Annotated in this window: 14 protein-coding genes; 7 read left to right on the top strand and 7 right to left on the bottom strand. The window is 68.8% G+C overall.

The window, feature by feature from the left end:
* The first annotated feature begins 59 nt into the window (after positions 1-59).
* From IMW82_RS11010 to IMW82_RS11020, 3 genes are read left to right on the top strand one after another with little or no spacing between them, the layout of a single operon-like run.
* Positions 60-1379, top strand: coding sequence for an amino acid permease (locus IMW82_RS11010; RefSeq protein ID WP_211004461.1), 1320 nt, complete (start codon positions 60-62; stop codon positions 1377-1379).
* A 51-nt stretch (positions 1380-1430) separates the two neighbouring features.
* The gene (locus IMW82_RS11015) at positions 1431-1964 is read left to right on the top strand and encodes a (2Fe-2S)-binding protein (protein WP_211004462.1); all 534 of its coding nucleotides are present in this window, start codon (positions 1431-1433) and stop codon (positions 1962-1964) included.
* A complete protein-coding gene (locus IMW82_RS11020) occupies positions 1961-4216 on the top strand; it encodes a molybdopterin cofactor-binding domain-containing protein (protein ID WP_211004463.1) in 2256 nt (751 codons plus the stop codon). The genes IMW82_RS11015 and IMW82_RS11020 overlap by 4 nt, the downstream gene beginning before the upstream one ends.
* Before the next feature lie 134 nt (positions 4217-4350).
* Here the strand turns inward: IMW82_RS11020 and IMW82_RS11025 are convergent, their stop codons facing one another.
* The 3 genes from IMW82_RS11025 to IMW82_RS11035 form a co-directional block, all read right to left on the bottom strand.
* Positions 4351-5949 (bottom strand): hypothetical protein, encoded by a 1599-nt coding sequence (locus tag IMW82_RS11025; RefSeq protein WP_211004464.1) that lies wholly within the window; start codon positions 5947-5949, stop codon positions 4351-4353.
* Positions 5950-6855: 906 nt separating this feature from the next.
* On the bottom strand, positions 6856-8763 hold the full coding sequence (locus IMW82_RS11030; protein ID WP_211004465.1) for a hypothetical protein: 1908 nt from the start codon (positions 8761-8763) through the stop codon (positions 6856-6858).
* Positions 8764-8848: 85 nt separating this feature from the next.
* On the bottom strand, positions 8849-9712 hold the full coding sequence (locus tag IMW82_RS11035; protein ID WP_345777129.1) for a hypothetical protein: 864 nt from the start codon (positions 9710-9712) through the stop codon (positions 8849-8851).
* Positions 9713-10160: 448 nt separating this feature from the next.
* Between IMW82_RS11035 and fusA the strand changes: the two genes are divergently transcribed.
* The gene (gene fusA, locus IMW82_RS11040) at positions 10161-12200 is read left to right on the top strand and encodes an elongation factor G (RefSeq protein WP_211004466.1); all 2040 of its coding nucleotides are present in this window, start codon (positions 10161-10163) and stop codon (positions 12198-12200) included.
* 18 nt (positions 12201-12218) lie between these two features.
* Here fusA and IMW82_RS11045 read toward each other — a convergent pair whose 3' ends face one another.
* Positions 12219-12686: an SET domain-containing protein-lysine N-methyltransferase gene (locus IMW82_RS11045; RefSeq protein ID WP_108472754.1), complete on the bottom strand. Its 468-nt coding sequence runs from the start codon at positions 12684-12686 to the stop codon at positions 12219-12221.
* Between the two features lie 243 nt (positions 12687-12929).
* Between IMW82_RS11045 and IMW82_RS11050 the strand changes: the two genes are divergently transcribed.
* Positions 12930-13406 (top strand): hypothetical protein, encoded by a 477-nt coding sequence (locus IMW82_RS11050; protein ID WP_211004467.1) that lies wholly within the window; start codon positions 12930-12932, stop codon positions 13404-13406.
* A 25-nt stretch (positions 13407-13431) separates the two neighbouring features.
* The gene (locus IMW82_RS11055) at positions 13432-15222 is read left to right on the top strand and encodes an acyl-CoA dehydrogenase C-terminal domain-containing protein (RefSeq protein WP_211004468.1); all 1791 of its coding nucleotides are present in this window, start codon (positions 13432-13434) and stop codon (positions 15220-15222) included.
* Positions 15223-15555: 333 nt separating this feature from the next.
* On the opposite strand, the gene IMW82_RS11060 is transcribed toward IMW82_RS11055, so the two are convergent.
* Positions 15556-15780, bottom strand: coding sequence for a hypothetical protein (locus tag IMW82_RS11060; RefSeq protein WP_108472751.1), 225 nt, complete (start codon positions 15778-15780; stop codon positions 15556-15558).
* 95 nt (positions 15781-15875) lie between these two features.
* Between IMW82_RS11060 and IMW82_RS11065 the strand changes: the two genes are divergently transcribed.
* Positions 15876-17837 (top strand): CocE/NonD family hydrolase, encoded by a 1962-nt coding sequence (locus IMW82_RS11065; protein WP_211004469.1) that lies wholly within the window; start codon positions 15876-15878, stop codon positions 17835-17837.
* A gap of 50 nt (positions 17838-17887) precedes the next feature.
* On the opposite strand, the gene IMW82_RS11070 is transcribed toward IMW82_RS11065, so the two are convergent.
* Positions 17888-18922 (bottom strand): alpha/beta hydrolase, encoded by a 1035-nt coding sequence (locus IMW82_RS11070; protein WP_211004470.1) that lies wholly within the window; start codon positions 18920-18922, stop codon positions 17888-17890.
* An 84-nt stretch (positions 18923-19006) separates the two neighbouring features.
* The gene (locus IMW82_RS11075; protein WP_211004471.1) at positions 19007-19654 is read right to left on the bottom strand and encodes an FAD-dependent oxidoreductase; all 648 of its coding nucleotides are present in this window, start codon (positions 19652-19654) and stop codon (positions 19007-19009) included.
* Positions 19655-19669 lie beyond the last annotated feature (15 nt).

Here is a 19669-nt window from a genome sequence, read left to right on the forward strand (position 1 = left end):
TTGCCCGCCCGCGCGACGGCCGCCATGCTGCGGCTCCCTCCGTCAGCGACCTCCCCCGCATGAACGACACCTCTCCTGGCTACGTGCGCAGCCTGCGCCCGTGGGACGCCGCCCTGATCGTGGTCGGCGGCATCATCGGCGGCGGCATCTTCCTCAACCCCGGCATCGTGGCGCAGCGCACCGAGTCGGGGCTGGCGCTGCTGCTGATGTGGGTGGCCGCGGGCCTGCTCACCCTGGTCGGCGCACTGTGCTACGCCGAGCTCGGCGCGCGCCGGCCGCACGCGGGCGGCACCTACGTCTACCTGCGCGAGGCGTTCGGGCCGCTGGCCGGCTTCCTGTTCGGCTGGACCATGCTGCTGGTGATCTACTCCGGCTCCACCGCGGCGGTGGCGACGATCTTCGCCAGCTATGCCGCGGCGTTGTTCGGGCTGCCGCCGGCGTGGGCGCTGCCGCTGACGGTCGGTGCGCTGGTCTTCGTCAGCGGCATCAATCTTTTCGGCATCCGCCTCGGCGCGCAGATCCAGAACCTGTTCGCCCTGCTCAAGCTGCTGGCGGTGGCGGTGCTGGTGGTGTGCGGCCTGTTCCTTGCCGGTGCCGGGCACGGCCAGGTGCTGGCCGCCGATCCGGCGCGCAGCGGCGTCGGCTTCATGGGCGCGGCGCTGCCGGTGCTGTTCGCGTATTCCGGCTTCACTTACCTCAACAACCTCGCCGGCGAAGTGCGCGACCCGCAACGCACGCTGCCGCGCGCGCTGACCCTGGGCATGCTGCTGGTGATCGGCGCCTACGCTCTGGTCAACGTGGCCTATCTCGCCGTGCTCGGCCACGCCGGACTCGCCGCCAGCACCGCGCCGGCGGCGGACGTGATGCAGCAGGTCGCCGGCCCGGTCGGTGCGAAGGTGATCGCGCTGGGCGTGGCGATCTCCACCCTCGGCTTCTGCAACATCACCCTGGTCGCCGGCGCGCGGGTGCTGCAGGTGATGGGCGAGGACGGGCTGTTCTTCCGCGCGGTGGCGCGGCTGCATCCGCGCTGGCGCACGCCGAACACCGCCTTGCTGCTGCTCTCCGGCTGGGCGATCGTGCTGGCGCTGTCGGGCAGCTACGGCCAGTTGCTGGACTACGCCACCTTCGGCGACTGGCTGGCCTGCGCGATCGGCGTCGGCACGCTGTTCTGGTATCGCCGCCACGACCGCGCATCCGGAGGCTTCCGCGTGCCCGGCTACCCATGGCTGCCGCTGCTGTTCATCGCCGCGGTGACAGTGGTGGTGGTGCTGTCGCTGCGCGACAACCCGCGCAACACCGGGATCGGCCTGCTGATCATGGCCGCCGGCGTACCCGTCTACGCTGTCTGGCGCCGCCTGTTCAGCCGCACGCTGCCCTAAGCGGGCGGCAGCAATGCCACAATGCGCGGATCGACTTCAGGGAGATGGTGGATGGTGCCCGTGCAAGCCCAGGTTCTGCCGATCGGCCAGGAAAGCGGCATCGTGGCCGAGAAGGTACGTGACGGCATCGACCTCCAGGTCAACGGCGAGCACTTCCGCCACACCGGCGATCCGCAGATGCCGCTGCTGTGGTACCTGCGCGACGTGCTGCAGCTGACCGGCACCAAGTACGGCGGCGAGCATGGCGAGAACGGCGCCGACCTGGTGCTGCTCGACGGCAAGGCGGTCTCCGCGATCACCGTGTCGCTCGCCAGACTGGCCGGCAAGGCGGTGACCACGGTGGAAGGCCTGGCCGCGAACGACGGCAGCCTGCATCCGCTGCAACAGGCCTTCATCGACGAGGACGCGATCGGCTGCGGCTACTGCACGCCGGGCTGGCTGATCGCCGGGGTCGACCTGCTGCGGCGCAAGCCCCATCCGAACGACGGCGACATCGACCAGTTGCCGAACCTGTGCCGCTGCGGCTGCCAGACGCGCGTGCGCCGCGCGATCAAGCGCGCCGCCGGCAAGGCGGGCCGGCCATGAGCGGCCACGGCATCCGTCTCTCGCGCCGCCGCTTCCTGCAGGTACTGGCCGGCGGCGCCGGCGCGCTGGTGGTCGGCATCCGTCTCGCCGAGGCCGCCGACGCGCCGCTGCCGCCGGCCATGCTCGGCGACGACCTCTACGACCTCGGCGCCTACGTGCGCATCGACGCCGACGGCAGCGTGCTGATCGGCGCGCGCGATCCGGACACCGGCACCGGCGTGGCCACCGCGCTGCCGCGGATCATCGCCGAGGAACTCGACGCCGACTGGAACCGCGTCGGCGTGGTGGCGCTCGGCCTCGGCGTGGGCAGCGACAACGGCAAGCCGCGCTGGACCTACGGGCGCCAGGTCGGCGGCACCGGCGGTTCGATCCCCGCCGCGTGGAACGAGCTGCGCCAGGTCGGCGCGGTAGCGCGCTGGCTGCTGCTGCAGGCAGCGGCGCGCCGGCTCGGCGTGCCGGCCAGCCGCCTGCGTTGTGACGCCGGCACGGTGATCGCCCCGGACGGCCGACGCTTCGGCTACGGCACCCTGGCCGCGGACGCCAGCAAGATCGCGCTGCCGCCCAGCGTGCCGCCACTGAAGAACGCGGCGGACTACAAGCTGATCGGCCAGAGCGCCGGCGACGTCGACGCGCGCGCGATCGTCACCGGCCAGGCCCGCTATGCGATCGACCACCACTACGGTGACGCGCTGCTCGCCGTGCTGGTGCACTGCCCGTGGCCGGACGGCACCCTGGCCCACATCGACACCACTGACACGCTCGCCGTGCCGGGTGTACTGAAAGTGGTGCAGCTGAAGCCCGAGCCCGGCCAGCCGCCGGGCAGCACGGTGATCGCCCCGGCCGTGGCGGTGCTGGCCGAGGACACCTGGGCCGCGCTGCAAGGCCGCGACAAACTCAAGCTCGAATGGAAGCCCGGCGTCAGCGGCGGCGAGAACAGCGCCGCGCTGGAGCAGCAGGCCACCGCCCTGCTCGCCGATGACAGCGTTCCCACCAGCCGCGTGCGCAACGACGGCGATGTCGATACCGCCGCCAGAAAAGCTGCGCGTCGCCTCGACGCCACCTACGTGCAACCGTGGCTGGCACACGCTACCGCCGAACCGATGAACTGCCTGGTGCGGCTGGACAAGGACCGCGCCAGCCTGGTCGTGCCGACCCAGGCGCCGCAGCAAGCCTGGGCCGTGGTGCAGCGCCTGACCGGCCTGGCCCCCGACCGCATCGACATCCGCGTGCCGCGCGTCGGCGGCGGCTACGGCCGCCGGCTCGACCACGACTACGTCGCCGAGGCGGTGATGCTGGCCAAGGTCGTCAACAAGCCGGTGCGCCTGCTGTGGACGCGCGGCCAGGACTTCAGCCACGACTACTACCGCGCCGGCAGCGTGCACCGGATCAGCGCGACCATCGACCGCAAGCGCCAGCTGCTGACCTGGCACCAGCGCATGGCCAGCGCCTCCGCGCTGGTCCGTCGCGGCGTGTCGGCCGACCGCCTGTGGACCTCCGAACTGCAGGCCGACCAGCTGCCCGCCGCGCTGGTGCCGAACTACCGCAGCGACTGGTACGCGCAGGAGTCGGCGATGCCGCGCGGCCCGATGCGCGGCATGCCGCACCTCAGCAACGCATTCGCGGTGGAAAGCTTCATCGACGAGATCGCGCACCAGTTGCGCGAGGACCCGCTGAAGACGCGCCTGCGCATCCTCGGCGAACCGCGCGCGTTGCCGTTGAGCAGCGGCGGCACGCTGGACACCGGCCGCCTAGCCAATGTGCTCAAGCTGGTCGCCGACCGCATCGAGTGGAAGAACTGGCTGCGCACCGTCAACGGCCTCGGCATCGCCTGCTGGCACGTCGACGGCGCCTACGTCGCGCATGCGATCGAGGCATCGATGCAGGGCGAGAGACTGGTCATCGAGCGCGTCGTCTGTGCCGTCGACGTCGGCCGCGTGATCAACCCGCTGGGCCTGCAGGGCCAGGTCGCCGGCGCCACGCTGGACGCGCTGTCCATCGCGCTGAACGCGGCCATCACCGTCAAGGGCGGCCAGGTGCAGCAGCACAGCTACAAGGATTACCCACTGGCCAGCATGGCGCAGCTGCCAAACGACGTCGAAGTGATCACCGTCGCCGACGAACGCGCGCCGGCCGGCGCCAGCTTCCTCGCCATGCCCACCGCCGCCCCTGCGCTGGCCAACGCGGTATTCCGCGCCAGCGCCGTACGCGTGCGCCGCCTGCCGCTGATGAAGGAACTGCTGCGGCTGCTGTAGGCGCGGCGGGATCCGGGAAATCCGGCATCAGCGATCGGAAGGTTCCATAAAAAAAAGCGGGACCGCCCCATGGCGGCCCCGTTTCAAAAGCCTCGCCGAGACCGTCCGGCCGACACGGCCGGACGGTGCATCGGTTACAGGCAGCCCGGGAACTTGAACGACGCGATGCGCGTGTTCCAGTTGAACGAGCCGGTGCTCTTCAGGTACTCGGTGGTGTACCAGAAGGTGCAATCGTCGACCGGGTCGACCGTCATCGCGCTGTAGTCGCCCCAGCGCGCCAGGTTGTTGCCGCTCTGCGAACCCAGGCCCTCGATGATGCTGTTCTCGGCCTGCATGGTGCTCAGCGCATCGGTGCCCAGGCGACCGGTGTAGCGGACCGCCGGGTGCAGTGCGCTGCTCGACACGCTGTAGCCCAGCGCCATGTCGCCCATCTTGTCCATCGCCACCGAACCCATCCAGCGATAGCTGGTGTCCGGCGAGAAGGTGGACTGCTGGTAGACCACCGGCGTAGTGCCCGGGTTGCGGACCTCATACCAGCGCACGCCGGTGTAGGGGTTCTTGTGCGTGGTGCCGACCTGCACCGAATGGCTCACCACCAGCGACTCGTGGTCGCCGAAGTTGCGGTAGGCCAGGCGGAACATCAGCCGGTCGGCCAGCGAGTCGAGCTTCTGGGAGGTGCTGGCCTGCGGGATGCAGGTACCGCCACCGCAGGCCGCGGCGAACGAGGCCACCGGAATGCTGACCGGTCCGGTCAACGTGGTGTTGGCCGTATTTGCCCAGTCCACGTGGAACTTCCACAGGTTCAGCTTGCTGGAGCCGAAGTTCATCAGGTAGTTCGGCGAACCGGCCGGCGGCGCGGTAGCACCGTCGAGGTCGGCCGGCAGCACGCCGCCGTAGCTGGTGGACAACTGGAAGCACTGCTGCGTGGCCGCGGCGCCGCTCAGCATCGCGTTGCGGTTGTAGGCGCAGAGCTTCGCACCGGCGAACGTGTTGCCGTTGAACATGTTGAACGTTTCGTAATAGGCATCCGGCCACACACCCATCTTCGGATAGTCGGGGAATGTGCTGCCGTAAGGGAACGCGTAGCGATAGTAGGCACCGGTGGCATCGCTGGTCGCCGATACCGCCACGCACTGGTAGTACGGCGCAGCAGTCACCGCGAACTGCGAGATCACCCAACGGCCGGCCGCCTTGTCGTAAACCACGGTGGCATCGCCATCGTTGTCGGTTTCGCACGGACCACCGAAACCGGCCCACAACGTATTGGTCGTCACCGGGCCGTAGGTCACCGCCTTGGTCGACTTGTCGAACACCGCGAACGCGCTGTTGACGATCTGCACGTACTGGGTGGCACCGACCGCACCGTTGGTATCCGGCGGCGCGCTGTTGACGGTGAACGTACCTTGCGGGCCGCTGAAACCCTGGCCCACGCCGTCGAAACCGGCGCCGAGCGCGGGCGCGAAGCTGCCGGTGGGGCTGCTCTGCACGGCGCCGTCGGTCTGGGTGCCCGGGCCGTCGATGAACGGCAGCCGGTGGGCCGGATGTGCGTGCGAGTTCTTGGTGAAATCATCCGGACGCGGCATCACGCCGCGCAGCGAATGCAAGGTGTCGTGCTGCACCGCCGGCGTGACCTCGGGCCCCGTGGTGGTGGCGGCGTGGGCACTTCCGGTGATGGCAAGACTGACGGCAGCACACAGCACGAGGCTGAGGCTGCCGGGCTTGGACAATGACATAGGCTTCTCCCTCCAGAAAACAGCGTTGGTTTTCTCTGAACCGGATGCGCAGACGGCGGGCCGAATCCTGTCGCAGCTTGGCCGCAAGCCCATACCGGTGACGCCTCTCCGCATCGCAGCATGTGATGCCGCGCCCCCGCGAAGAAGTCCCGGCATATGGCGCCGTGTAACTTGCAGCAACCTTTCAATCGACCGTAATTACTTGCGAACAGACAGAACGCACCGCGCAAGATGATGACAGTCACAGAACAACGAGGCGCCTGCGTCATGGCCGGTGGCGAAGTGAAATGATGGGGGCGTCGAGTCCCTGGAGCGATAACCCGACAAATCATTCGGACGTCCAAACGTGGTTCGTCCGTCATGGCTGGCGACATCTACTCAACAAGATGATCTGGCTTGAATAATTTGTTAGGCCGCGCCGATGCGTGACCACGCCTGCCATGTCCCTACAAGGTAAAGCAGCCCAAGAGCCAGACACAGGCCCGAACTCCAATACCAAAACGCTGCACTGTTGCCCGGAAAATAGGGCTTTAGCAGAGGAAATAGTAAACCCCGCGCCAAGAAGACGACCGCGACGAGCGGCAACACGAACTGCGCAAAAGGAAGCCGAGGCAGAAGCCCTGCGACTGACCAGGCGCAGGCTGCCCAAAGAGCGAGTACGAGTGTGATGCCGAGAGTAATCGCAGTGGCCTGCCATCGACTCCGCTCGGCAGCCCGGATCATGCGCGGTCCGGCGCCCATGACGCGATACCAGGCGGGACCACCGACGATGCAGCCTAGGTGCGCCAGGGCGGCCGCCGCGGTAGCCGCCCCTGCGAGGATCAAAGCAGAACTATGAGTGCCCATCATCTATTGGCCTAACGCTGGAGTTAAGCGGCGGCGTAGCCGTCCGCCTTGAACGAGTAATCAGTGGAACTGGTCGCTCGCTGGTACCCACGAACTGGATGACGGCGCGGGAGCGGCCGGCTTGACCGGCAGCACGATGCCTGCGCAGCCGGGTGGTGGTGGGCTGCCGGCGACGCGGGCGGCGGCGCATTCGGCGCTGTTGTCGAACCTGACCATCGGCGCCGGGGTGGCGCTGCCGGCCGCCGGCGCAGGTTTCGCCACGGGATTGGCCGGCGCCAGGTGCAGGCGCTCGTAGACTTTGTCGTCGACCGGCTTCGCGGGGGGATCGGGATTGTTGCAACCGAACAGGGCCACCGGCAGCAGCGGCATCACCGTGCATTCCACGCGAATGCCGCGCGGCAGGTGGAAGGTGTGGCTGACCTTGGTCTTCTCCACCGCTCGACGCAGTGCGGTGTCGATCGAGCTTTCGCCTTCGGGGGCCCAATCCTGTTCGAAACGGGTGGGCTTGTAGCCGATGCTCGGCGCGCCGTGGCGCATGATCTCGGTGTCGCCTCGCGGCTTCAGCTGCACGTAGCTGCCCGGTTCACCCTGCCGTTCGCCCTGTTCCGCGCCAGGCTGGTTGCCGCCGGGCTGACCCACGCCTTGCTGTTTGCCGCTGCCCGGTTTCGTCACCGACGACGCGGCAGCGACACCCGTACGGCCGTTGACCGGCGCTGCGGCAGCGGTGGTGGCGTTGGGCTCGCCGGGCGTGGCGAAATCGCTGCCTTGCGGCGTGGCATCGGGGGCGCGGCTGACATCGCGCCCGCCGCTGGCGTCTGCCGGGCGGGGCGGGGCCGGCTCGGTGGCCGCAGGCGACGACGACTCCGTCGGCGGGCTTGTTGCGGGCTGAGCGGGTGTGGCAGTGGCGGCCGCAGCGATGGCCGGCGGCGCGCTCAACTGCGGCCGCTCGATGGACGGCTGGACGGCTGTTTTCTGCGCCGCGGCGGCAACTTCGATCTTCGTGCTCGGCGCCTGCGGCTCGACCTGCGCAGGTGCCGTCGGCGCCAGCGGCACCGCTTCGAGTTCCGCCTCGGCCACCTCGACCGCCGGTGCCTGCACCTGCGGTTTTTCGATCGGTACGCTCGGCGTCGGTACGCTCAATGGCGCCTGCACGTTGACGTTCGGCGCGGGCTGTGCGGGCAGCGGGATGGGCTGCAACTCGGGCACCGGCGGCGCGGCAGGAAGCTCGGCGCGGACCGGTGTCACGCTGGCCGGCGCGCTGGACCTGGGCACTTCGGTATTCAGCGCGATGCTCGACACGGTGATCGGCGGCGCGGCCTGCGGCGGCAGTTCGGGCAATGCCAGCGACGGCGGTGGCGGCATCGGGCGGTTGCCTTCCAGTTGTGGCTTGCGCACCGACTCGGGCTGGAACTTCGGCGGCACCGGCGCTTGCACGACAGGCGTCGGCAAGGTCACCACCGGCGGCTCGCCGGCCAGCGGGATCGGTTGCAGTACCGGCGTCGGCGCCGGTTGCGGCAGGCTCACCGGCGCCGGCGGCGCGGCGGCCGGCTTTGGCTGCGGCGCGTGCGGTTTCACGGCTTTCGCGATCGTCGGCGGCGCCGCCGCTGCGGCCGGCTTCGGTGCGCTCACGGCCTCGATGTTCGCGCTGCGCTCGCTGCTCGGTGCGGGTCGGCTGCTGCGGCCTTGGTGGCGCGGGCCACGCTCTTTGGGCGGCGTGCCGCGCACCGGTGGCGGTGGCGGCGGTTCGGGTGGTTCGATCAGACGTACCTGCAGCAACTGCTGCCGCGATTCCGGCGGCGGCATCACCTCGTACGCCGGGCCGAGCACGAAGCCGAACAGGAAGATCAGATGCACCAGCAGCGCGCCCGCCATGGCGAGGATGCGCAGGCCGCGTTCGCGCGGGCGCGGACGGGTACGCTGGTGATAGACCCGGGCCCGCGTGGCTGCCGCCAGCGGCGAATTCAGCATCGCCCGCGCAGGATTGACGGGGCGGCCGGCAGGTTGGTCCGGGGGTGGCAAGGGCATGCGGCCAGTGTAATGGGCGCACCTGCTCTTAGTGTTGCCTGGCGGCTCCCGCGGCGCGTTCGCGCAGTTCGGCGTCGACCGCGCGATTCGGCGTGTCGACCGGGCAACCCCATGCCAGCGGTTTGCCGGCGCGATACATCGCGATGCACGCCTCCTCGCTGGGCTTCGGCGGCGCATGCGCGTCGCCGGCCAGCGATTTCGCCGGCGCCATGCTGAGGCGCTCGTCGCCGTCCTTGGCCGAAGGCGGTGGCGGCGGGTCGCCGCCGCAGCCGCCGGCCAGCATGGCGAGGGAAACGCCGCAGTGGATGCGCACGCCGCCGGGCAAGTGGACGGTCTTCTTCACCGTGGTCTTGTCCACCAGCTTCTGCAGCGCGCTGTCGATCGCATTGCTGTTGCTGTTCCAGTCCTTCTCGAAGCGCGTGGCCTGATAAGTGACCGGGCTGCGGTGCTGCATGATCCGCGCGTCGCCCTGCGGCAGCTGCTGCACATAGTCGGGCGTGGGCGCGCTGGCGGCAGCCGCGGGCAGCAACGGCTGGCCGTTTTCGTCATACAGGCGCGGCGTGACCGGCGCCGGCGTGGGCAGTTGTAGGGTCATCGCGTGCTTCGCCGGCGGCTCGTGCGAACGGAGCGGCACGCGGGGTCGCGGCGGCGCTGGCGTGGCCGGCGGCGGCGGTGCAGCCGCGGTGGCCGGCGCGCGCGTGATGAAGCGCACCTGCAGCACCTCGTCCGGTTGCATGTGTGTGGCCTGGATCATCGGCGGCCGCATCTGCTGCCAGATCACCAGCACGAACAGTGCATGCAGCAGGCCAGCCACCACCAGCGCCAGCCAGTGCTGACGGCGCTCGTGCCGCGGCTCGCGCCAGCGCCGTTGCCGCAGCCATGCCCGCGCCACGCCATCCAGCGGACTCAGGCCGCGACCCGGTGGCCGGCCAGGTTCCGGGTCCGGTGGCGGGTGCCGGGCAAGCTGCTGCGGACGGACGATGACGGTGCCTCGCGGGAGATGGCGGCAGACAGGATGGCCGATGGCGCTTGAACCTCCGCCAAGCACCGGGCCACCGGGAGCCGGCGATGGCGGGCGCGGCCACGACGTTCGATTCAGACCGCCGCAACGCGGCGCCAGTTCCCCGCACTGCAGCTTGACCGCACCGCCGGTTCGCTCAAGGCTAGCCGGACGGCGCCACGCGCCGTCTCTCCGCCATGACCGCGCTTGCCCGGTGCACGTCACGCCCTGCACCCGTGCGAGACGACCATGACGGCCCGCCATCGTCAGCCGCCAACGCGCGGCCTCGTGCGGCGCCGTTCATGCCACGAGGCCACGCCCTGCATGGGAGGGTCGCATCGTGACGTATTCCACGGAAAGCATCCGCAACATCGCGCTCGCCGGGCATGCCGGCGTGGGCAAGACCACGCTGTTCGAAGCGCTGCTGCTGGCCGGTGGCGCGATCCAGGCGGCAGGCACGGTCGAGCGCGGCAACACGGTGTCGGACAGCGACAGCCAGGAAAAGGCGCGCGTGCACTCCATCGACAGCTGCATCGCGCAACTCGACCGCGGCAACTGCCACCTCAACCTGATCGACACCGCCGGCTACGCCGATTTCCGCGGCGCCACGCTGGCCGCGTTGTCGGCGGTGGAAACCGTGGCGATCGTGGTGAATGCCATCAACGGCATCGAGCACGGCACCCGTCGCATGATGATGCACGCGAAGCAGCGCGGCCTGGCCCGCATGCTGGTGATCAACAAGATCGACTACGACGGTGCCAAACTGCCCGCACTGGTCGACGCGCTGCGCGAGGAATTCGGCAACGAGTGCCTGCCGGTGAACCTGCCCGCCAACCGCGGCAGCCGGGTGCTGGACTGCTTCTTCCACGCCGACGGCGTCACCGATTTTTCCTCGCTGACCGAGGCACACCAGCGCATCCTGGACCAGGTGGTCGAAGTCGACGAAACCGTGATGGATCGTTACCTGGACGCCGGCGAAGGCGCGCTGACGCCGCAGCAGCTGCACGACGCCTTCGAGCAATGCCTGCGCGAGGGCCACCTGGTGCCGATCTGCTTCGTCAGCGCGCGCACCGGCGTGGGCGTGCCCGAGCTGCTGGACGTGGCGGCGCGGCTGCTACCGAACCCGGCCGAGGGCAACCCGCCACCGTTCACGCGCGGCGATGGCACGCCGCTGAAAGTCAGCGGTGATCCCGCGGCCCACGTGATCGCCGACGTGTTCAAGATCGTCAACGATCCATTCGTGGGCAAGCTGGGTGTGTTCCGCGTGTGGCAGGGCACGGTGCGCCGCGACAGCCAGCTGCTGGTCGACGACGGCCGCAAGCCGTTCAAGGTCGGCCACCTGCTGCGCCCGCAGGGCAAGGGCCACGTGGAGATCGAGGCGGCGATCCCCGGCGACATCGCCGCGGTGGCGAAGGTCGAGGAGATCCACTTCGACGCGGTGCTGCACGACTCGCACGACGAGGACCGCATCGCGCTGGCGCCGCCGAGCTTCCCCGCGCCGATGTTCGGCCTGGCGCTGGTGCCGCGGCACAAGGGCCAGGAGCAGAAGCTCTCCAACGCGCTGGCGCGGCTGGCCGAGGAAGATCCGTGCTTCCGCGTCGAGCACCACAAGGAACTCAACGAGACGGTGGTGCGCGGGCTGTCCGAGCTGCACCTGAAGGTGATGCTGGAGCGCATGCGCGAGCGTTACGGCGTCGAGGTGGAGGCGCAGCCGCCGCGGATCGCCTATCGCGAAACCATTGCCGCCCACGCCGAGGGCCACCACCGGCACAAGAAGCAGACCGGCGGCGCCGGCCAGTTCGGCGAGGTGTTCCTGCGTGTGGAACCGCTGGAACGCGGTGCCGGCTTCGAGTTCGTCGACGCGGTCAAGGGCGGCGTGATCCCCGGCCAGTTCCTGCCGGCGATCGAGAAGGGCGTGCGCCAGGCGATGGAGCACGGCGCGGTGGCCGGCTATCCGCTGCAGGACCTGCGCGTGACCGTGTACGACGGCAAGTACCACCCGGTCGACTCGAAGGAGGTCGCCTTCGTCAGCGCCGGCAAGAAGGCGTTCCTCGACGCCATCGGCAAGGCGCAGCCGATCGTGCTGGAACCGATCGTCAACGTCGAAGTGGCGATCCCCGAGCACAGCGTGGGCGATGTCACCGGCGGCCTGGCCGGCAAGCGCGCGCGCATCATGGGCACCGACGCCCAGCGCGGCGGCGAGCTGGTGATCAAGGCGCAGGCGCCGCTGGCCGAGCTGACCGACTACCCCACCGAACTGAAGTCGATGACTGGCGGCCGCGGCCGCTACAGCCTCGATCTCAGCCACTACGAGGCGGTGCCGCCGGCCGTGCAGAAGCAGCTCAGCGAGGCGTGGAAGCCGCACGTGGAAGAGGACTGAGCCCTTCGGCGGCAGGCTTCAACGCTTGGGCTTGAGCAGCGTGCCGCTGCACTTCGGCGAGCCGCACAGGCATACCCACAGCTTCTTCAGGCGCGCGGTGTGCGGCACGTCGAGCACGATGCCGTAGTCGTAGGTGAGCTCCTCGCCTGGCTTGATGTTGCGGATCGCCTCGATCACCACGCGGTCCCGGCGCGGGTCGCCGCTGGCGCTTTCCTCGACCAGCGCGCGGCAGTTCGGCGCGCAGCTGTGGTTGATCCAGCGCGCGCTGTTGCCGCCCTGGTTGGCGTCGATGATGTAGTCGTCGTTGAGTGTGAACAAAAACGTGTGGCCGGTCTCGCCGCCGTCGCCGTACAGATCGTCCGCCTGCGCGTGACTCATCAACTTGCCCTTGTACTCGATGATCTCCTCGCCCCTGGCGATCGGGGCGGTGGCGAACACACCGTTGCCGTGGATCGGCGAGCGGCGTGCAACAAAGCGTCGTGACATGCGGTGGAACCCTGCAAATGAAAGATGAACGCCGATGATGCCTGTTTGCGCATGACCGCGAAACCTTCGCCAGACGCGCCGCGCGAAAATCCGGCGTGCACCTGCCGCGACCCGCGGGCACCGGTCGAGAGCTTCATGGCGGCCCCGCGCCACCGCCCGCCGGCGACCATTCGCAGCCACTGGCGCCAACCCCCTCGATCGCGGTTAGAATCGGTATTCAAACGATCGTTTGGAGAAACCGCGATGCGTCTGCTGCGCTGGATCATCCCCGCCCTGCTGCTGGGCCTGGCCGCCTGCGGCCCGGCGAAGAAGAGCGTGTTCCCGCCGACCCTGAGCATCCAGCAACTGGTGGTGCTGCCGGACGGGCAGTGGCAGCTGACCGTGCGCATCCAGAACAACAGCTACGGCGGCATGGACTTCAAGTCGCTGGACGGCCAGCTGCAGGTGGCCGAGCTGGTGCCGGTGCGACTGCACGCCACCTTCGACCGCGACATTCCCGAGCTTGCCGGCGACGTGATCCAGCTCAACGTGCTGCCCACCGCGGCGATGACCCAGGCACTGCAGGCGATCGCCGCCAAGGGCAGCGCCGGCGCGCTGGCCTACCGCGTCAGCGGCAGCATCAGCGCCAAACCCGAGCAGGAAGACAAGCCGCGCTCGTTCGACTTCAACGGCAGCGACTGGATCTCGGCGGTGCCGGGCATCGCCAACACGTATCGCTGATCACCCATTCAACGAAGGAATCACCATGACCGCTTACAAGGCTCCCCTCGACGACCTGCGTTTCGCCCTGTTCGATGTACTGGGCGCCGAGTCGACCCTGACCTCGCTGCAAGGCGGCGAGGCGCACAGCCGCGACCTGCTCGACGCAGTGCTGGAGGAAGCCGGCCGCCTCAGCGAACAGCTGCTGGCGCCGACGAATGGTCCTGCCGACGCCGAAGGCTGCCATTTCGACAAGGCCACCCAGACGGTGACCACGCCGAAGTCGTTCAAGGAAGCGTTCAAGGCGTTCGCCGAAGGTGGCTGGACCGGCCTGACCAATCCGGAAACCTACGGCGGCCAGGCCCTGCCCGGCGTGCTCGGCACCGCCACCACCGAGATCTTCCAGTCCGGCAACCTGGCCTGGAGCCTGTACCCGCTGCTGTCCGAGGGCGCCACCCACGCGATGGAAATGCACGGCGAGGAATGGCAGCGCGAGCGCTTCATGAAGCCGATCGTGGCCGGCCGCTGGACCGGCACCATGTGCCTGACCGAGCCGCAGGCCGGCTCCGACCTGGGCCTGCTGAAGACCCGCGCCGAACCGGCCGCGGCGGACGCGGACGGCCACGCCGTCTACAAGATCAGCGGCACCAAGATCTTCATCAGCGCCGGCGAGCACGACCTCACCGAGAACATCGTGCACCTGGTGCTGGCGCGCCTGCCCGACGCACCGGAAGGCAGCCGCGGCATCTCGATGTTCATCGTGCCCAAGTTCAAGCTCAACGCCGACGGCACGCCGGGCCAGCGCAACACCGTGGCCGCCGGCGCGATCGAGCACAAGATGGGCATCCACGCCTGCTCCACCTGCGTGATGAACTTCGACGGCGCCGAGGGCTACCTGATCGGCAAGCCGCACAAGGGCCTGGCCGCGATGTTCACCATGATGAATGCCGCGCGCCTTTCCGTCGGCGTGCAGGGCCTGGCGCTGGCCGAGCGCGCGCTGCAGAACAGCCTCAACTACGCCCGCGAGCGGCTGCAGTCGCGCTCGCTGTCCGGTGCGAAGTTCCCCGACAAGCCGGCCGACAATCTGCTGGTGCAGCCGGACGTGCGGCGCATGCTGCTGACCCAGCGCGCCTTCGTCGAAGGCTCGCGCGCGCTGGTGCTGTACACCGCGCTGCAAACCGACATCGAGCATCGCGCCACCGACGAAGCGGCACGGCAGAAGGCCGGCGAACTGGTCGCCTTCCTGATCCCGATCGCCAAGGGCATGACCACCGAGCTGGCGCAGGAGTGCACCAAGGAAGCGCTGCAGATCTACGGCGGCCACGGCTACATCGCCGAGAACGGCATGGAGCAGTTCGTCCGCGACGCCCGCATCATCACCCTGTACGAAGGCACCACCGGCATCCAAGCCGCCGACCTGCTGGGCCGCAAGATCCTCCAGCTGCAAGGGGTGGGCGCGAAGCACTTCCTGCAGGAGATCAGCGCGTTCTGCCAGCAGCACAGCGCCGATGCCGCGCTGCGCCACCTGATCGGCCCGCTGGCCGTCGCCACCAAGGAGTGGAGCGACCTCACCGTGAGCCTGGCCCAGCGCGTGGCGGCCAACCCGGAGGAACTCGGCGCCGCGGCGACCGACTACCTGTACTACTCCGGCTACGTCACCCTCGCCTACCTGTGGGCGCGCAGCGTGGCGGCCGCCGAAGCCGGCAACCAGTCCACCGCGTTCAAGCAGGCCAAGCGCGACACCGCCGCGTTCTACTTCGCCCGCATCCTGCCGCGCACGCGGATGCACAAGGCGGCGATCGAAGCCGGCGTGGACACGCTGCCCGCGATCGCCTGACGCGCCCGCCCCACCGCAAGCAAAAAAAGCCCGGGCTGGCCCCGGGCTTTTTTGTCGGCATCGTCGGAAACCCTGCCGCCACGTATATCGAGCGCGGCACCGGACATGGAATGAACGCCCTGGCCCCGACGGAGCGGCATTACCAACCTGTCGGGCTCGCTGCGCCTGCCCAACCTGCCAGCCCGGGTACGTGACGCCGTGGGGTGCGCGCCTGGCCGGCCGCTTCGCGGCCGTCAGGAACCGGCGGCCCCAGGCGTCCGGGCTGCCATGCCGATCGACGGCTGCCCGGATGTGTCCAACCGGGTCAGGTTCTGCTCTGCCGCGACAGTCGTCTCATCGACTGATCTGGGTGCTGCCCTGCATGCGCAGGTACTGCCTGATCCATTCCTCATGGACTTCGGCAGCTTGCAGCAGCTCCTGCGCCAGGACAGCCTGCACCTCGACCATGCCGGGTGGCGCCGCGGGCGGCGGGGTCCTGGCCACGCGCAACGCCGGCGCTTCCACCCTGGCCGGTTCACTGTCGAGCAGATAGCTGATGTCGTAGGCAATGTCGTTCATGCCCTCACTCAAGCAACAGGCTTGCCAACACGCCACATTCGCCGGGCCGCGGTTGCGGTTACCCTGTACGGCGTTGTCCAACCGGGGGAGCCACCATGACGTCGAGTCGGTTCGCTGCAGGCGTGAAGCCTGCCTTGTTTGCCTTGCTGCTGACGATGAGCAGCCTGTTGCAAGCCGCCGCGACGACGCCGGCGAAATACCCGGACTACCCCAGCGAAACGCCGGCGAAGTTCGTGCCGGCCACCGCCAGCTTCGACTACGAGCGGCGCGACGTGATGGTGCCGATGCGCGACGGGGTCAAGCTGCACACCGTGATCCTGGTCCCCAAGGGCGCCCACCACGCCGGCATCCTGTTCACCCGCACGCCGTACGACGCGAACGCGCTGACCCGGCTCAGCATGAGCGGCCACCTCGGCCCAACCCTGCAGGGCTACGACAACGTCGCCGACATCATCGTCGAGGACGGCTACATCCGCGTGGTGCAGGACGTGCGCGGCAAGTACGGTTCCGAAGGCGACTACGTGATGAACCGGCCGCTGCACGGCCCGCAGAATCCCACCCCGGTGGACGACGCCACCGACACCTACGACAGCATCGACTGGCTGGTGAAGAACATCCCCGAGTCGAACGGCAAGGTCGGCACGCTGGGCATTTCCTATGACGGCTTCGAGCCGTTGATGGCGTTGTTCAACCCACACCCGGCGCTGAAGGTGTCGGTGCCGATGAACCCGATGGTCGACGGCTGGATGGGCGACGACTGGTTCCACAATGGCGCGTTCCGCCAGCAGAACCTGGCCTACATCTATGAGCAGGTCGCCAGCCGCGACAACTCGATCAAGTGGTGGACGAACTACCACGACGACTACGACCTGTTCATGCACTACGGCTCCGCCGGCGCGCTGGCCGATGCCTACGGCATGCGCCAGCTCGGTTTCTGGAACAAGCTGCTGGCGCACCCGGCCTACGACAGTTTCTGGAGCGACCAGGCGGTCGACAAACTGCTCGCCGCGCAGCCGCTGAAAGTGCCGGTGATGCTGGTGCACAGCCTGTGGGACCAGGAAGACATTTACGGCGCACTGGCCGTGTACCGCGCGATCAAGCCGAAGGACACCAGCGGCACCATGGTCAAGCTGGTGATGGGGCCGTGGAACCACGGCCAGGAAATCAAGGAAGGCAGTTCGCTGGGCGCGATCCGCTTCGGCAGCGACACCGCGAAGTATTTCCGCGAGAAGATCCTGCGCCCGTACCTGGCGCAATACCTCAAGGACGGCGCGCCCAGAGCCGATACCGCCGCCGTCACCGCGTACCAGACCGGCAGCAACCAGTGGCAGCGGCTGGATCGCTGGCCACTGGCCTGCACCGACGGCTGCCGCACGAAAAGCCGCCCGCTGTACCTGGAGCCCGGCAGCAAGCTCGGCTTCAGCGCGCCCGCCGCCGGCGACGCCTACGACGAATACGTGTCCGATCCCGCGCACCCGGTGCCGTTCCGCGCGCGCCCGATCCAGCCGATCGGCTACGACACCTTCACCTGGCCGCAGTGGCTGGTCGACGACCAGCGCGAGGCGTCAGGCCGCACCGACGTGCTCAGCTACGTCAGCGACGTGCTCACTGCGCCGCTGACCATCAGCGGCGTGCCGGAGGTGCACCTGGTCGCCTCCACCAGCGGCACCGACAGCGACTGGGTGGTCAAGCTGATCGACGTCTACCCCGACCAGGTCGCCTACGAGCCCGAGATGGGCGGCTACCAGCTCGCCGTGGCGATGGATATCTTCCGCGGCCGCTACCGCGAAGGCTTTACCGAGGCGAAACCGGTCGCCGCCAACCAGCCACTGTCCTACCGCTTCGCGCTGCCCCCGGCGAACCACGTCTTCCTGCCCGGCCACCGCATCATGGTGCAGGTGCAGTCGAGCTGGTTCCCGCTGTACGACCGCAACCCGCAGACCTTCGTGCCGAACATCCTCATGGCGAAACCGGCGGACTACCGGAAGGCCACCCAGCGCGTGTACCACGCGGCGGATCAGGCAAGTTTCATCGCATTGCCGGTGGTGGGCAGCTGAGGCGACTGCCGTGCTCCCTCCCTGCAGGCAAGGAGGGAGCACGACCAAAATCAGTTCAGGTGTTGCTCCTTCGCGATCGCCACCGCCTGGTCCACTGCGTCGATCACGATCTCCGGGCGGTCGTACTGCACGAAGTGGCCGCTGCGCGGCACGATGATGTTGATGCCGTGGGTGGACATGGCGGCCACCTGGGTGTGCAGGTCCTCCCATAGCAGGGTGCGCTGGTTGCGCTGCTCCTGCGTCTCGTCCTTGCCTTTCGGATACGGCGCATGGGTGAGCACGATGATCGGCATTGCGCCGAAGTCCTTGCGGGTGGCGCGGGCCTGCTGCGCGCTCGCGTAGAACACGCTTTCGCGTTCCGAGGCCGCGGCCGCCTGCCATTTCGGCGTGACCGCGTACTTCTGCTGCGCCTCGTTGATGGCCTGGCTGAACCTGGGGTCGTCGTCGCCGACGCATTTCGCAAACGCCGGCGTGCCCTTGGCCATGCCCTTGCGGGCTTCGTCCACGCAGGAACGCGCGTCCTTGAGATAGGCATCCCATTTCGCCTGCTGGCCGGGCTCGCCGATCGCCCAGCCGCGCACGGACTGGTCCTCATGCGAGCCTTCGACCAGCACCATGCCCACCACATCGTCCGGATAGCGGTCGGCGAACACGCGCACCGTCAGGCCGGACATCGAATGCCCGACCAGTACGTACGGGGGACTGATCTGCGCCGCACGCAACAGGGCATGCAGGTCTTCGGCGATGTTGCCCGCCGTGCTGGGGCGCGTCGCCGCATCGCTGAAGCCCATGCCGGCGCGATCGTACGCGCAGGTCCGGGTACGTTTCGCCAGCGCCGGTTGCACCAGCGCCCATGAAATCGAGGAATCACCCATGCCGGCGTCGAGGATCACCGTGGGCGAACCCGAGCCGCGGCAGTACAGGTTCATGCGGCGTCCGTGGTCCATGTCCACCAGTTGTTGCGGCTTCGTGTAGACCGGATCGGTGACGATGGGCGGTCTGGGTTTGCTGTCCTGGCCCAGGCACGAGGCCGACAACACGATGCCCGTGGCGAGGCTCGCCGCCACGGCGAAAGATTTGCGCATGATTGTGGATTCCCCAGGCGTCCTGATGAAGCGCGAATCTGGCATGCCCGCTGCGGGCGCCGCAACCACCGGCGCGCCGATGCCTCAATGCAACTTCAGCAATGGCCGGGTATTGCGGGCGATCGCGTCGCCCAGCAGCCTGCGCGAAGTGCGCCAGGGGCCGTACAGGGCGGACTGGTGCATGCGGTAGAGCGAAGCGTAGAAGAAGTGCGCGAGGCGCCCCTCGATGATGCGGTTGCCGAACAGTTTGCCGAAGGCGTTGTACGAGGCCAGCGAAATCAGCGTGCCGCGGTCCCGGTAGCGGTAATCCTGCAGCGGTTTGCCGCCGAGCCGGCGGCGCAGGTTGCCGACCAGCAGGGCCGCCTGCTGATGCGCGACCTGGGCCAGCGCGGGCACGTTGCCGCTGGCACCACCGCCACGCGGGCATGCCGCGCAATCGCCGAACGCGAAGATGGCCGGGTTGCGCGTGGCCTGCAGCGTGGGCAGCACGGCCAGTGATCGTTGCGGCTGGTTTCCAGCCCGTCGATCTCGCGCAGGAACACGGGCGCGCGCACGCCGGCGGCCCACAACCATCACGTCGGCCGGCAGCAGCTTGCCTTCGGCGTCGTACAGGCCGCTGGCGTCGGCGCGCTTGACTGCCGTGGCGGTCCGCACGGTGATGCCCTGCTTCTGCAGGTTCTCGCGCACGCCGCGGCTGATCCGCCCAGGCGGCACGGCGATGGCAGCCGCCACGTCGACGCCACCGCA

Source organism: Rhodanobacter sp. B2A1Ga4, assembly GCF_018101315.1.
GTDB lineage: Bacteria > Pseudomonadota > Gammaproteobacteria > Xanthomonadales > Rhodanobacteraceae > Rhodanobacter > Rhodanobacter thiooxydans_A.

What these genes read in the sequence shown, in the direction of transcription:
- IMW82_RS11010 (WP_211004461.1), top strand. Translation starts at nt 60, where the DNA reads ATGAACGACACCTCTCCTGGCTACGTGCGCAGCCTGCGCCCGTGGGAC.
- IMW82_RS11015 (WP_211004462.1), top strand. Translation starts at nt 1,431, where the DNA reads ATGGTGCCCGTGCAAGCCCAGGTTCTGCCGATCGGCCAGGAAAGCGGC.
- IMW82_RS11020 (WP_211004463.1), top strand. Translation starts at nt 1,961, where the DNA reads ATGAGCGGCCACGGCATCCGTCTCTCGCGCCGCCGCTTCCTGCAGGTA.
- IMW82_RS11025 (WP_211004464.1), bottom strand. Translation starts at nt 5,949, where the DNA reads ATGTCATTGTCCAAGCCCGGCAGCCTCAGCCTCGTGCTGTGTGCTGCC.
- IMW82_RS11030 (WP_211004465.1), bottom strand. Translation starts at nt 8,763, where the DNA reads ATGCTGAATTCGCCGCTGGCGGCAGCCACGCGGGCCCGGGTCTATCAC.
- IMW82_RS11045 (WP_108472754.1), bottom strand. Translation starts at nt 12,686, where the DNA reads ATGTCACGACGCTTTGTTGCACGCCGCTCGCCGATCCACGGCAACGGT.
- IMW82_RS11050 (WP_211004467.1), top strand. Translation starts at nt 12,930, where the DNA reads ATGCGTCTGCTGCGCTGGATCATCCCCGCCCTGCTGCTGGGCCTGGCC.
- IMW82_RS11055 (WP_211004468.1), top strand. Translation starts at nt 13,432, where the DNA reads ATGACCGCTTACAAGGCTCCCCTCGACGACCTGCGTTTCGCCCTGTTC.
- IMW82_RS11060 (WP_108472751.1), bottom strand. Translation starts at nt 15,780, where the DNA reads ATGAACGACATTGCCTACGACATCAGCTATCTGCTCGACAGTGAACCG.
- IMW82_RS11065 (WP_211004469.1), top strand. Translation starts at nt 15,876, where the DNA reads ATGACGTCGAGTCGGTTCGCTGCAGGCGTGAAGCCTGCCTTGTTTGCC.
- IMW82_RS11070 (WP_211004470.1), bottom strand. Translation starts at nt 18,922, where the DNA reads ATGCGCAAATCTTTCGCCGTGGCGGCGAGCCTCGCCACGGGCATCGTG.